At 46.4% G+C, this 14,414-nt stretch carries 13 protein-coding genes; 1 reads left to right on the top strand and 12 read right to left on the bottom strand.

Translation table 11 applies throughout. The features are described 5' to 3' along the window. Positions 1–36: 36 nt before the first annotated feature. The 11 genes from IT291_06375 to rpsB form a co-directional block, all read right to left on the bottom strand. Positions 37–1,911: a VCBS repeat-containing protein gene (locus tag IT291_06375; protein MCC6220846.1), complete on the bottom strand. Its 1,875-nt coding sequence runs from the start codon at positions 1,909–1,911 to the stop codon at positions 37–39. 20 nt (positions 1,912–1,931) lie between these two features. After that, positions 1,932–3,683 (bottom strand): hypothetical protein, encoded by a 1,752-nt coding sequence (locus tag IT291_06370; GenBank protein ID MCC6220845.1) that lies wholly within the window; start codon positions 3,681–3,683, stop codon positions 1,932–1,934. 56 nt (positions 3,684–3,739) lie between these two features. Continuing rightward, positions 3,740–4,513 (bottom strand): tRNA (adenosine(37)-N6)-threonylcarbamoyltransferase complex dimerization subunit type 1 TsaB, encoded by a 774-nt coding sequence (tsaB, locus tag IT291_06365; GenBank protein ID MCC6220844.1) that lies wholly within the window; start codon positions 4,511–4,513, stop codon positions 3,740–3,742. 27 nt (positions 4,514–4,540) lie between these two features. Further along, positions 4,541–5,746, bottom strand: coding sequence for an RIP metalloprotease RseP (rseP, locus tag IT291_06360; protein MCC6220843.1), 1,206 nt, complete (start codon positions 5,744–5,746; stop codon positions 4,541–4,543). Between the two features lie 72 nt (positions 5,747–5,818). Further along, positions 5,819–7,063, bottom strand: a complete 1,245-nt coding sequence (locus tag IT291_06355; protein MCC6220842.1) for a 1-deoxy-D-xylulose-5-phosphate reductoisomerase — start codon at positions 7,061–7,063, stop codon at positions 5,819–5,821. 13 nt (positions 7,064–7,076) lie between these two features. Further along, the gene (locus tag IT291_06350; GenBank protein MCC6220841.1) at positions 7,077–7,865 is read right to left on the bottom strand and encodes a phosphatidate cytidylyltransferase; all 789 of its coding nucleotides are present in this window, start codon (positions 7,863–7,865) and stop codon (positions 7,077–7,079) included. Positions 7,866–7,875: 10 nt separating this feature from the next. Next, positions 7,876–8,721, bottom strand: a complete 846-nt coding sequence (locus IT291_06345; protein ID MCC6220840.1) for an isoprenyl transferase — start codon at positions 8,719–8,721, stop codon at positions 7,876–7,878. Positions 8,722–8,723: 2 nt separating this feature from the next. After that, positions 8,724–9,293: a ribosome recycling factor gene (gene frr, locus IT291_06340; GenBank protein ID MCC6220839.1), complete on the bottom strand. Its 570-nt coding sequence runs from the start codon at positions 9,291–9,293 to the stop codon at positions 8,724–8,726. A gap of 8 nt (positions 9,294–9,301) precedes the next feature. Next, entirely contained in the window at positions 9,302–10,015 is a 714-nt protein-coding gene (locus IT291_06335; protein ID MCC6220838.1) for a UMP kinase, read from the bottom strand. A gap of 21 nt (positions 10,016–10,036) precedes the next feature. Continuing rightward, positions 10,037–10,663, bottom strand: a complete 627-nt coding sequence (gene tsf, locus IT291_06330; protein MCC6220837.1) for a translation elongation factor Ts — start codon at positions 10,661–10,663, stop codon at positions 10,037–10,039. Between the two features lie 105 nt (positions 10,664–10,768). Then, entirely contained in the window at positions 10,769–11,626 is an 858-nt protein-coding gene (gene rpsB, locus IT291_06325) for a 30S ribosomal protein S2 (GenBank protein MCC6220836.1), read from the bottom strand. Between the two features lie 440 nt (positions 11,627–12,066). Between rpsB and murJ the strand changes: the two genes are divergently transcribed. Next, a complete protein-coding gene (murJ, locus tag IT291_06320; GenBank protein MCC6220835.1) occupies positions 12,067–13,689 on the top strand; it encodes a murein biosynthesis integral membrane protein MurJ in 1,623 nt (540 codons plus the stop codon). Between the two features lie 22 nt (positions 13,690–13,711). Here the strand turns inward: murJ and folK are convergent, their stop codons facing one another. Next, the gene (gene folK, locus IT291_06315) at positions 13,712–14,188 is read right to left on the bottom strand and encodes a 2-amino-4-hydroxy-6-hydroxymethyldihydropteridine diphosphokinase (GenBank protein ID MCC6220834.1); all 477 of its coding nucleotides are present in this window, start codon (positions 14,186–14,188) and stop codon (positions 13,712–13,714) included. Between the last annotated feature and the right edge of the window lie 226 nt (positions 14,189–14,414).

Below are 14,414 nucleotides of genomic sequence, written 5' to 3'. Positions count from 1 at the left end.
TTTTGGGGGTAAGCTTTGGGTTATGACGCACAATGCTCAAAGCTCGTTGCGGTAATGCTTCCAGAGCCATTGCTGCTGTGGAAATGCTTCGGGGTTTCCGAAACCGAAGGAGGTTACTACTGCGTTGGTATTCGGCATTATTTCAGCAACTTTTGTAGGCGTACTAGACGAATAGAACTGCCATCTTGGCGACGCATCGAATATGTAAAAGGCAAAATCTGCAAGGCCGTCGCCGTCGTAATCCGCTGGAACTGGAAAAGAAGGCGATTCAATCCCCCACTGGAACTGTCGAACATTGTTTTCCGAAAAGCGAATAAACCATGTGCGATTGGAAGGACGAAAAACTGCAATATCAGTAATCGAATCGCCATTATAATCCGCTGGCACTGGAATGTCCCCAAATCTTCCGAACTCAAGCACTCGCGGTCGCCTTTTCTTCCCTCCGCGATCGGCAAGATAAAAGATTTTCCACCTAGCCTTTGCATTCGACGACACCGCGGGCTCCTCCCACAGCCCAAGATCGCTCTGCCCATCTCCATTATAATCGCCCACCACCGGTATGCCCCCACCCCACAGCACTTGCGTGCCATAGCCATTTAAGCCTAGCGATGCCTTAACCTGGTTAAACCTGCCACGCGCAAACATTATCTGCCAAGCCCCACTCGAAGGACTATAGACGGCAACATCAGTCGCACCATCTCCATCAAAATCTCCAGGCGTGGCCTTCGCATCACCCTCCCCCCAAAAAAGCGCCACACCGCGAGACACCCCTTCACCCGGCAAAGCTCGCATGCGATCGCTATCGGCTGATAAATAAATATTCCAATTAGCTTCATTTAAAGTCCACCGAGCTAATCGTTCCGGACGATACGTAGCAAAATCCAAAATGCCGTCGCCATTGTAATCCCCCGCTACTGGAACCGAACCACCTGCACCAAGCCTCCAACTACTGTAACCATCGCTATACGCCGTTGCCTTTCTCACAGCTCCGTAGACCCCACCAACCGTATGAATGTGCCACAACGGATCGGCACTCGTGTGCTGAAACAACAACAGATCTCGCGCTCCATCTCCGTCCACATCCCATGAAATATCAATCCCACCTAGCACTACTTTTCGTACACTGAGCTCGACACCTCCTTCCTTTCCGCCCTTATCGACAATTGATCTACTTAAAAGAACCGAAGCTTCCGTCCCATTAACGGCAGCCCCCAAAAAATCCTCGGAGCCACTAACTGCCGACAACTCGCGAATGGAATAAGTCATCCTTTCCTTATCGCGAATACTTCCATCCACGCTCGCACTAACCGGTAAAACAAAATCCATTAACAACACCTGACCCTCACGGCACTTTACTCCCCCACAATTTTTCAAGAAACGAGACTCGCCGCTAAGAGGTATAAACACAGCACGAGATCCATCTTGAGATAAATTGTAGCCCCATAAACCAACAAATGCAGAGCTAAGTAACTCAGTTACGCCGTATCCATCGCTCCAAAGGTACAAGCTAAACTTATCGACCGGAGCACCATCGGCTCGACCTAAAAAGATAACACTTAAGCCATCCCCTGAAAGCTCTGGAGTTCCCATGATCGACGACAACTCGGCCGATATCGCACTATAGCCAAACCCTTCCTGCCAAACATAAACGCGGCTTTTATTGCCACTACTGCTAGCAACAAACGAAATTCTTTTCCCGTCTCTACTTAGTTGCGGCTGGTGGCCGCTTGCAAATTGACTAGCATCGTTAACGATGGTTTGCTGAAATGTCCGACGTTCTCCCTTAAATAAAGAACTCATCTTAGGATCCTGCAGCGACATAAAACTTTGCCTCATCGCAATAGAAATAGTAAGCGAAACTACAATCGCAAGCCCTAAACTTAACAAATTATTTCCCAGATACTTGTTCATTTGTAAGTTTGTCGTCTATCTTAAGCGCTTAATTTTAATCCCCACGTGCCACTAAAGCGAACTGGCAATAAACAGCACGCACACGCAAAGAGCATAGCACCTATCTGCAAACAAGAATACACATCGGACGCATGCAGATACACCCGCCCAATAGAGTGATATTGATAAGCCACAAAACTCGAAGCCAAATTAATGCCGATACCAACACCACAAAGTATTGCGCCTAGCTTCCCGAGCGAATACACACCCGCCCCTGCATATATGGCTGCACAAATAAAGGCAGGATATACCCAGATGTGATTTACGGTTGCCGAACTACATGCCGTAGCGAGGCTCGCAAATAAAAGTGAGCCAAACGAAACTCCAAACACAAAAAGCATATTTTTATTTGAGAAATTCTTTGCAAAGCCGTAAAATAAAAGGCCGACAAATATTAATCCCAAGGACACAAAAAACCCATAGAAAGAGGCCGTTCCTATGTGATTAATCAACTTAAGCGGCTCTAACCAGTAGCTACGAACCGCCGTTAGCAAAGACTCCAAATCGAAGGGATAAAACAAATTGCTCATTCTAGCACTTAGCATTTCTGCAAACGACTGTTGCTCAAGATACCACTTCAAGACCGATCTTAATGGCAAAGTGTCTGCGTCCATTCCAAAGTAGCAAAAGAGAAGATAGTAAATGCCACGCGTCGACTGCTGTGCGGAGTTTAATTTTAACAAAAACCATGGCAACACAGTTCCAACGAAAGAAAGAATTGTAGGCACAATGTCGCCCAATATCGCGATAAACGCATTTCGCAGAGAAACATCCCCTAGCTTAACCCCTCGGAGCTTGCTAAAAACAGCACTGCAGAATTGCAGAGAAAAAAAAGAAGCTATGGCAAACAGTCCCGAATCGTGGCTTAAGAAAGCCGCTCCTAACAAAATCCCTGTCAACATGGGATGCTTCCCAGTCCGGAATACGGCTATCGCAACGGCGACAAAAAAACCCATGAGAAATTTAGGCCATGCAAAAATGCTGTTTATAAAAAAGAAATATGTAGAAGACATTAAAGCGGTAGCATATCTTGCCGACACGACGTTAAAGTAGTTAACACTTAGGTTCCAAACAGCAAATACGGCAAGTATATTGAGGAAAGCAAGAAGGGCTTGATAAACAAAAAACGGCACACCCGAAACGAGTAGCCAAGGGGATGTCTCTTCTAAGCCAAGCATTGCCAAGACACCAGCAGTTAAAATGCCGGCTACAGGGCCACGTGAGAGCGACTGCCACGTTGGGACAACTTCGAGGCTGTCAAAATCTATGTCTTCTAAAAGGTAGCGCGAAAAATTATACGAAATCAACACGTCCACTGGCAGGTTTGTGGTGAGCATCGTACTTACTGGAGAGGCTTTTCTAATATCGCCGTCGGGAAAGCTTAGTGTTACCTGCGAGGAAAAAAATAACATTCCCAATATTAAAATCCCTTGGGCGATTTCCCCGCGGAACAGCATTCGATAAAGCCCTGCGCGTAGCCAACAGCCAAAGCAAACGGAACTCATTGCCATTAACGCAATTCCCAAGAACAAAGGAGAAGCGCCGAAAAGCAGCAATATAGCAATTAGGCCACTGTAAAGAACCAGCGAGACGGCAACTGCCGCCAATAGGCGAATATTCACACTTTCAGAGCTAAGTAGCTTTTCCGCTACTAGCGCACCAGCCGGAATAAACAAAAAAAGAAAAATTGCGAAAAGAAAAAACGAATAAAGAGTTAGTTCTAGGAAAGCCATTTAGTCAAGAGCTAGCAATCATAGCGATAAACGTAACATTTTTCCCCAATTTCAACTTAAGGGCACAAGTTATGAGTTTGGTCGCAACGCGCCAATTGCCGCTCGACCAATGTCTTAGCATTGGCATCCTTAACGTATAGCAGTTCCAAAAGCTTTGCACCCTCCTTCCACAAAAAAGCGCCGCTTATCGCCGTAGTACTAGCGGGCACAATTTCCGCGCATTTAGCTACCAATGTAGCTGGAAAATCTACCTCCGCTAGGCAAGATGGCGAAGCCGAAAAATCTACTTCTATTTTCCTAAAACAACTTTCTGGATTATCAGTCTTTATGTTTAGATCCTTAAGGCATTTAAGCATGTCAGTACTCAAACAATCCTCCAAACATTCGTTACTAGCAATCTTAAGCATTCCAACCTGAGGAAAATGAGACAAATTTGTCTGATTTGAAGCGTATATGCAGTAGAATTTTTCTGTATTGCTCGCGGTGAGTATCGGTATTAGAAAACTAGCCGCGCTCCTATATGGCAATGCCCGCGCGCACAAAACAGACACGCCACAAACGGGGACTCCATCTAGTCCACAGCTTAAGCCATATGCAATAGATACCCCAGACCTAATTCCTGTGAAACTGCCGGGGCCTACAGCCACGGCTATTTTTGAAACCCGTTCTAGTCCAACTTCCGCGTCTCTTAGTGTGTCAAAAATCAATGCGAGTGCTTGCTCAGTAGCCACTGTATCAAAAGACATTCTCTGAGCCAGAGAACTCCCGGAACTAACTAGCGATACGCTACAAGATCGCTCCGTTGTATCAATGCCTAGTACAATGCCCATCTCTATAGCGACATATACAGTAACAAATCACTTTACATTCGAAGTATCGGAAGCCGCATCGCTTGAGGAACCGTCTTCGATATCCAGCTTGCGCACGATGTCATTTCGTATCGCAAGTCCCATTAAGAGGAGCAAGAAGACGAGTCCCACTTGCTGTGCTATTTCTCTCTTCTTAATGCTTATTGGCCCCATGATCGCTTCGAGTAAGAAAAATAGCAAGTGCCCACCATCTAGCACTGGTATTGGCAGTAAATTGAGCACCGCCAAACTAATACTTAAAACTGCGACAAAATAAACCAACTGCTCTACGCCTTTTTGGGCCTGTCTTCCAGCTTCCTGAAAAATAAATATTGGTCCAGCCAATTCTTTGGGCGACACCTGTCCGCTAATCATCCCCCATAACCCCCCAAGGGTCTTAGCCGTCCAGCCATAGATCCAAATAAGTCCGGAAGCTGTCGCCTCTCCAATCGTCGCGTCATGTCGAAGTAAGCTTGGACCAATGCCGATTAAATAAAACGCCTCAGCATCACTGCCACTACCTATCTCCTTTCTTTGCGGCTTCACACTAAACTCGAGCTCCTCGCCAGCCCGTAAAACTTTTATGGATATCTCGCTACCATCTCCGCTGCGAATTCGCTCAGATAGATCCAACCATGACTCAACTGCACTGCCGTTAAGTAGAACCGCACGGTCTTGTGCTTTGATGCCGGCAGCTTCGGCTGGATAACCAGCCATCGTCGAGCCGATTACTGGAGCCTCATCCACCTTTTCCTGACCAAAAACTGCTATGCAACTAGTAACCATTAGCCAGGCGAGTAAAAAATTAAATAAAGGCCCGGCAAAAACTATGGCGCTTCTCTGCAAGAGCGGTTTTTCTATAAACCACCGCGAGCGATCGGCAGAAAGCGCCCGCTCCTCTGGCGATAAATCAGACTTCTCCGTTTGCTCGTGAGAATTCGCAGAATCTCCTTTCCGCACAGCCTCATCCGTAGCCTGAGGTCCACTGAGGACTTCTGGCATATCGCCAACCATTCGCACGTAGCCACCAAGCGGTATTAGGCTAATACTGTAACGCGTCTCTCCCCACTTCCATTTCAATATCGCCGGCCCAAAACCAATAGAAAATCTAAGCACCCCTACCCCGCACAACTTGGCAACAATGAAGTGCCCGAATTCATGAGCTGATATTAGAATTCCCAAAACGACGATAAACACTAAGGAGTTAGATATCATAGGTGAATAAAAACTGTTTCGCTTTCTTACTAATTGCTCTCATTTTACTAGGCGGCTACACCACTCGCCCGCCTACGCCCTAAATGAATGTATCTGATTAGATGCGTATTGGCGAGCCCATGAATCGAGCACCATAATACTCTCTATATCTTCCACTGGTTTTGCTGCATGGCCCTCCAATGTCGATTCAACGACATCGCAAATTTGCCGAAAACCAATTTCCTGTCCCAAAAAAGCCTCGACCGCTACTTCATTAGCAGCATTTAGCACGACAGTAGCAGATGGGCCGGTTCTAAGCGCACTATAGCAAAGATCTAAGGCTTTAAATTTATCCCTATCCGGCGAAAAAAACTCGAGCGGACTGCGCTTTGCTAAATCCAAAACCGACACTCCGTTTGCAATGCGCCCACCCGCCGCCACGTCTGCGCGTGACCCATTCGGACAAACGCGTTCATAAAGATTCCCTAGCGCATACGAAATCGGAACGCGCATATCAGTCTCAGACAGTGCCGCTATTACCGTGCCGTCTTTGTACTCGACCAATCCATGAACTATGCTTTGCGGATGAATGAGAATATCAATTTGCTCCGCCGGTAAATCAAACAAATGAGCAGCTTCTATAACCTCTAAACCCTTGTTCATCAAAGTCGCCGAATCAATGGAAATTTTTGCGCCCATGCTCCATCGCGGGTGGTTTAATGCCTGAGAGACTGTAATGCGCGAAAAATCTCTAGCATCCATTTTAAAAAACGGCCCACCAGAAGCGGTAAGAACAATTTTTGTTATGCCACAACTAGCAGCGCCAACATTTCCATTTCCAGCAACTCCGCGATTTAAACACTGATATATGCTGCTGTGCTCAGAATCTACGGGTATTAGCACCGACGAGCTTTGTTTAAGGACCGCATTCACCAGCGCACCGCCCGCAACGAGCGACTCCTTATTAGCCAAAGCTACATGCTTATGCGCCTTAATGGCTGCAATTACCGATCGAAGTCCTGCAAACCCCACAATACTAGCAACTGCGATATTTACTGACGGCAAAGTGGCAGCCGTGCAAATTGCTTCCTCGCCTGACTCTACAATACAGGAAGTCCCGACTTCGCGCTGGAGAGTTTTTCGTGAGCTATCATCTAATACCGCAACGTATTCCGGAGAAAATTCCCGCACCTGCCTGACTAAAGTTTCGACGTCGCGCCTTGCAGCCAAAGCTTTCACGCAAAACTTGTCCGGATGCAAGCGAACCACATCAAGAGTTTGCTTGCCAATTGATCCCGTAGAACCAACGACTGCAATATTTCCATGTTTGAGCGACACTTAAAATTTTCCCCTAAGATAGAAAAAACAAGACTGGAAGGGCAAACAAAAAGGCATCTATGCGGTCGAGCAGCCCACCGTGACCCGGCAAAAGGTTAGAAACATCTTTTACGCCAAACGCTCGTTTAATCATCGACTGCACTAAATCGCCAATTTGCGCAAGAACACCCGCAACTATCGAAAATGGGATCAGCAGTGAAACGCTCACCGGTAACTCTAGAATATAGGAAAAAAGGAGCGAACCAAACAACGCACAGAGCATTCCGCTAATTGCGCCAGATATAGTCTTATTTGGACTTATCCGTGGTGCGAGTTTATCGCCACCAAAAAAGCGCCCACCAAAATACGCTCCGCTATCAGAAAATATGACTAAAGCAAGGAGCCAAGTAACCATAATATGAGCTTGGCTCTTGCTTGCATAGATAATCATCAAACTTCCCAACAAACCCGTATAGCAAAATCCCAGCATTGATGCAGGCAACGATCGACTATAATTAGGCTCGTGAGCCTCTCGTTCGACAATCACAACTTGTAACACCAAGGCAACATAAACGGCTAAAATAAACGCTAGCGCAAGTCCTTCCCAACCACGCCAGCAATATCCGAGCGGCATTAAGAAACTGCAGATGGTTAGGCGCAGTATTTCTCGCCGCGAATATGAGCAAGTAAACGAGAAAAACTCATAGTTTATGATGAGGAAGCAAGCGATGCTTAGAGAAACTAAGAAGTAACCGCCAAGATATAATATTAATGCAATAGGGGGCAGGAGGATACCGGCAGTAATCAATCGCTCTCGCAACATTTTGCCGCCTTCATTCCTTTAAATGAAGCCCAATTTGCGCCTTGCCTTCAGCCGATAGAACGCCTATTTGGTCGGCCTCCTTACTACTGGTACTACCGCCGCCATTTTTTTGCAGCTCGATCTGTTCTTTGGTTAAGCCAAATCGCCGTTCGCGCTGCTGAAATCTAGCAATGCATTCGAGGAAAACTCCCTTGTCGAAGTCAGGCCAGAGCTCTTCAGTAACAACTATTTCGCTATACGCAATTTGCCACAACAAAAAATTAGAAACTCTCATTTCGCCACTAGTGCGAATTAACAAATCGGGATCCGGAATGCCAGACGTCCACAGCGAAGAAGAGAAATCATCGACCGTAATATGCCGAACATCCAGCTTGCCATCCTTAACTTTGGTCGCAATGCTTTTTGCGGCCGCTAAAATCTCTTCTCTCGCACCGTAGCTAATGGCCAATACTAGCTCCAACGCCTTATTGCTCTTTGTGCTCTCGATATTCCTCTCGAGCGCCACGCGCACATAGCTGGGAAGTCGCCCCAAATCTCCGACGGCACGCAAGCGAATATCGTTTTTTAACAAATCGCTAAGTTCCGAATCCAAATACTGCTTAAAAAGCTGCATCAGGGAGTCCACTTCGTCTTTAGAGCGCTGCCAGTTTTCTGTGGAAAAGCTAAATAGTGTAAGGTATTCTATTCCCAGGCGACGACTCTCCTCCACTACCGCTCTTACACTCTTTGCCCCCGCCTTATGGCCCTCAATGCGCTTTAAACCGCGAGACTGAGCCCATCTACCATTGCCGTCCATAATGATAGCAACGTGCCGAGGAACCGAGGACAAATGTTCCATCTGAACAGCATCGCTCATACTTAAACTTCCATTATTTCGGCTTCTTTTGCTGTTAAACCTTTATCGACTTGAGCTATGGACGAGTCGGTCTGCTTTTGCACGCTCTCCTGGGAGCGTTGCGAGGCGTCTTTGCTCACCGTTCCATCTTTTTCGTGCTTCTTTATTGCATCATTGGCATCGCGGCGATGATTGCGAATAGAAACCTTTATTTCTTCTGCCATCTTGTGCAGATGTTTGATCAAATCCTTGCGGCTATCCTCTGTCAGTGCAGGAACCACTATGCGAACTAGATTTCCCTCACTGGAAGGATTAAAGCCAAGGCCCGAAGCTTGAATGGCCTTTTGTACTGCCGAAACCGCATTCATGTCATAAACTTGCAAAACAATTAATCGAGCTTCTGGCGTAGTAATTTGGGCGAGTTGGTTAACAGGCATTTTCGCACCGTAGTATTCCACCACTATGCCTTCAACCAGACCACTAGACGCTCGACCAGTTCGAACTTTCGCCAAATCGCGCTTAAAAGCCTCAAGCGACTTAGCACACTTACTGCTATGATCGGCCAGTATATTCTTAATTGGATCCTCAGCCATAGTTACTCTCACGCACTATTAGAAACAAATGTTCCTATATTTTCTCCCTTTACCGCTCTAAGAATATTACCTGCTCCATGCACGTTAAACACCCGTATAGGTATCCCTTGCTCCATGCAGAGCGAGATTGCAGTCCAATCCATGACTTGAATCTTATTCTTGAGGACATCCATAAAAGAAATAGTATCGTACATCACTGCATTCTTATCTTTAAAAGGATCCTTGTCGAATACACCGTCAACTTTAGTAGCCTTTAGTATGATGTTGGCCTGAATTTCCATTGCTCTCAGTGCCGCAGCCGTATCTGTAGTAAAATAGGGGTTACCGGTGCCACAAGCAAATAAGACCACCCTACCCTTTTCGAGATGACGACGCGCTCGACGAGTGATAAAAGGTTCGCAGATTTGATTCATTGCAACGGCAGACATTACTCGCGTCTGAACTCCGCCTCGCTCCAATGCATCCTGCATGGCTAAGGCATTAATGACCGTAGCCAACATTCCCATGTAATCAGCAGAAACTCGTTCCATGCCACTAACGCTAGCCGACACGCCACGGAAAATGTTACCACCGCCAATCACTATGCCAATTTCAATTCCATGAGAATGAGTTGTGGAAATTTCGCCCGCCAGACGCGACAACACGTCCGGATCCACACCAAAGCCCCTATCGCCGCAGAGGACTTCTCCGCTCAGTTTAAGTAATATGCGCTTATAAGCCACGTTTTTGAATCCCCAAGTTTTTCATTCATCCGTGGACTCATTCTGTTGCACGCCTTCGCCAACTTCAAATCTCACAAATCTCTTTAACACAATTTTTTCGCCTACCTTGGCACTCAGTTCGGTAATCAAGTCGCCAATGCACTTTTTAGAAGCCGGATCTCGCGCATCTAACTGCTCGAGCAATACATTTTCAGCATAAAACTTTTCAAGCTTGCCGCTAATAATCTTGTCGGCAACGTTCTGCTGTTGTGGTGTAAGTTGCGCGCGAAAAATATCTTTCTCTTTCTCCAAAACCTCGGAGCATACGTCTTCGCGACTGAGATATAAAGGCTTAGCCCAAGCGACATGCATAGCTATCGTGCGCGCCAGATCGTTAAACTCCTGCCCACGTGCCACAAAATCCGTCTCAGAGTTTAACTCAAGCATAACACCAATTTGGTTGCCGGTATGAATGTACGAGTAAATGCAACCCTCCGCTGCAACTCTTCCAGCCCGCTTAGTAACATCCTTAAGCCCCTTTTTTCGAAGCAACTCAATAGCACCTTCCATGCTGCCGCCGCTTTCGGAAAGAGCCTTTTTGCAATCCATCATTCCCGCAGATGTAAGTTCCCTAAGTTCCTTTACCATTTGCGCTGTTATTTCAGCCATACAACCTCTTTTGTCCTACAAGTGTAACATTTGTTTAACCCAATAGTGCGGCGCGCTACTTTTATGCACGCGCACTATTTAGTTTATAAGTGATGTCGCAGACTGCTACGATCCAGCCGTAGCCGACGTCGTGCCGCCAGCATCGCCCGAAGTGATGCTGCCACCTTCAGCCGCTGGTTGCTCGACTGCAGCTTTATTCATGCGGCTTTGTCGCTGACGCGCGTGATACTCGCGCTTGCCCTCAAGAATGGCATCGCACACTCCTTCGCAAAAAAGCCTGATTGCACGCGTAGCATCGTCGTTAGAAGGAACTGGATAATCGATCTGCGTAGGATCGCAGTTAGTATCGACCAATGCCACGATGGGAATATCCATGCGCTGTGCTTCCTTCACGGCTATATCTTCTCGCCTAGTATCGATGACAAACATCATTCCCGGTGGTCCATACATGTCGCGTATCCCGCCAAGGGAGAAATCTAATTTCTCGCGCTCGCGATCCATTAAGAGCAACTCCTTCTTGGTATACTTTCCCCTTTGATCGTTATCGCAAAGTAACGTCTCGAGCTTTTTCATGCGCTCGATACTTTTTCTAATGGTTTGAAAGTTAGTAATCATTCCACCGAGCCAACGCTTATGCACGTAATACGCCCCACAACGCTTCGCTTCGTCGACAACAGCGTCCTGCGCTTGTTTTTTTGTCCCAACGAATAGCACAGAACCTCCATTTGCCACGCAGTCTACTATCGCTCGACGCGTGCGCTCCCAACATTGGACCGTTAATGGCAGGCTAATGATGTGAATTCCATTACGAGATGAGTGTATGTACGGTGCCATTAATGGGTGCCATCGACTAGTCTGATGACCAAAATGCGCGCCTGCCTGAAGTAGTGTTTGCAGAGTAATCTCTGCCGCTGGCCGAACCGGTAAATCAGCTTGCTTTGGTTCGCCCGAAGCAGTTTGCACTTTAGACTTTGAAGTTCTCGATTGATTATTTGGATTTCGAGAATCAGATGACTGAGCACTATCGGCAACTTGTGCTCCCTCTTTCCTATTATTGCCGCCCTGTGAATTATTTTCATCAGCATCCAGAGATGATGCTGCTTGTGCTGTACCTTCCAATTTATAAGCTCCTTATGTTCCTTGGTTAATCCGCTCCCTTGCAGTAGAAGTGCACTAAGCAACCACCACTAACCCATTAGCTTTAACATTCAGCTTGAGGTCACCAAAGATTGCGCAAGAGGTGAGTAAAAAAACAATGGTGTATATGCTAGCATGCTATTACACTATATTCAACTGCTGTTGTGATGTATTGTGCGACGCAAGGCGAAATTGCTCTAATCCACGGACAGAAACACTGTCTGCAAATAATGTAATTTTTTCAGAGATTTAGGTAGCGGTTTTATATGAAATCTTCTCGAGAAATTGCCCGTGCCACGGGCGTAGTTGGGATTACGACCTTAGCCAGTCGGATTTTAGGCCTTTTTCGAGACATGATTGTAGCTTCTTATTTTGGAGCTGGCCTGGCTACGGATGCTTTTTACGTAGCATTTAGAATTCCAAATTTATTGCGCAGGCTGGTGGCTGAAGGATCTTTATCGACTGCATTTGTGCCGGTTTTTACACACGAGCTTTCTCAGTCGACGGATGATGCGAGGAAGGCAGTTGGGGCGGTTACCGCCTTTACGTTGTTGCTTACAGTTACACTTACTTTTTTGGGGGTTATATACGCCGAAGAGATTACCGTTCTCTTTGCGCCAGGGTTTGGGCCTGGGACTGAGAAAACTCGGCTTGCGGCCTGGTTGACACAAGTGATGTTGCCTTATGTCGTTTTAGTTAGTTTATTGGCGCTTGCCTCGAGCATTTTAAATTCGCTGGGTTATTTTGCTTGGCCATCTCTTTCTCCAGCCATATTAAATGCGGCCATTATTGTCTGCGTCTTAGCTTCGCCTATATTCCCAACGGAGCCAATTTATGTGCTGGCATTCGCAGTTTTAGTAGGAGGTTTATTCGCACTAATTCCGCAGCTATGCTTGCTAAAGAAGTTAAATTTCGCAATGCATTTATCCTCGCCTTTTCGTTCGAGGGCTGTTAAGCAACTCTGCAAATTGATGTTGCCATCAATACTTAGTTCCTCAGTTTACCAGCTAATGATTTTTATTAACACGCTATTAGCGTCAATGTGCGCTGAGGGAAGCGTTACGTGGCTGTATTATGCCGATCGCCTTTTCCAGTTTCCCTTGGGAATTTATTCGCTCGCCATTGCGACCGCTCTTTTGCCTGCTTTATCCAGACTTGCTGCTAGTGGCGACTTTGATGGCTTGGGTAGGCAGCTAGTCAACATGCTTGCCTGGGTCAGTTATGTAACGATACCGGCCACGGCTGGCTTGATTATTTTCTCTGAAGCGATAGTTAGCACAGTTTATCAACACGGTAGGTTTTCGACTTTAGATGCTCAGGCCACTGCGACTGCTGTAATGGCATTTAGCATCGGCCTTTGGCCGGTCAGTTGTCAAAGCGTCTTGGTGCGGGCCTTTCTTGCTAGAAAGAACTCACTTTTGCCAAGCGTTACTAGCTGCCTGTCTCTGGTCTTAAACCTTCTATTTGCCTTCCTGCTAATGGGGCCTTCTGTGATAGTGCCTGATTCACAGTTTGCAAGCTATCTGGCGTTCTTGCAAAACAAGTTCGCAATCTTTAATTTCGGGCATGTTGGGCTAGCCCTTGCTGGCAGCTTAGGAGCCTTTATTTCATTTTTTACGCTCTTAGCCTTTCGGCATGTAATTGTTCCCAATGCTTCACTAAAAACCATCTCAGTGCCAGTTTTAAAATCCCTACTTGCATCCACCGCTATGTGCCTAGTGATTAAGCCGATTGCATCGCTTAATTGCGCGCCCTGGCTAATGTTAGCGCTGGGAATTCCGCTCGGCATGGCCACTTATTTTATCGCGTCTCTCCTACTCTCCTGCGAGCAATCACATCAGTTATGCCGAATGCTAAAGGCTGTTTTGCCTTCGCGAGCATCCAGCTAAGTGTTCCCCTAAGGCCGCGATTTCAGGGCAAGCTGCGACGTAGCTCCTCAACGGTTTTTCCCAATACTGGATGACGCCACATAGGACGGATTTCCATCATCGGCCCTAAAACAAAAAGTCTCTTGTGCATTTCCAAATGCGGTATAGTGAGCCGTTCCGAACTAATCGTCAGATCGCCACAAGCTATAATATCTAGATCAATCGTGCGCGAAGCCCACTTTAAAATCTGCTTATCTCGATTTCTGCCTAGTTCTATCTCAATCTCTAGTAAGAGATCGAGCACTCGATAAATCTGCATCCGCGTTTCAACAACCATTACCAAATTCAAATAAACAGGCTCTTCATTGGAATCCCGACCACTTGCCACCACAGGCTCCGTCTGCCAAATACTCGAACACGCAACTATTTTACCCAGCCTAGCCTCAACTCTCTTCTTAGCCTCATAAATATTGCTAAGCCGATCACCTAGATTTGAGCCCACCGCAATTACTACTTCCACCGAAGGTATCTCCATAAAAACTTAAGTAGTTGCGATTACTCGAATAAAACTAAGTATGGTTGTTAAATCCCTCATCGCGTTGTAAACTAACAACCCGAGATTTATAGCATTTACAAAAAGGATTTTTGTAAATGCTATAAACAGCAAGTGCGTAAGCACTTGCCAATAAACAACAAATACCGTTTCCAAAAAGTAAAATATTTAACTTACTTTTTGGAAACGGTAT

This window comes from Deltaproteobacteria bacterium, assembly GCA_020845775.1.
Lineage (GTDB): Bacteria > Bdellovibrionota_C > UBA2361 > SZUA-149 > JADLFC01 > JADLFC01.
Note: the sequence above shows the minus strand (reverse complement) of the source record. Positions and strands in the feature narration are given on the sequence as shown.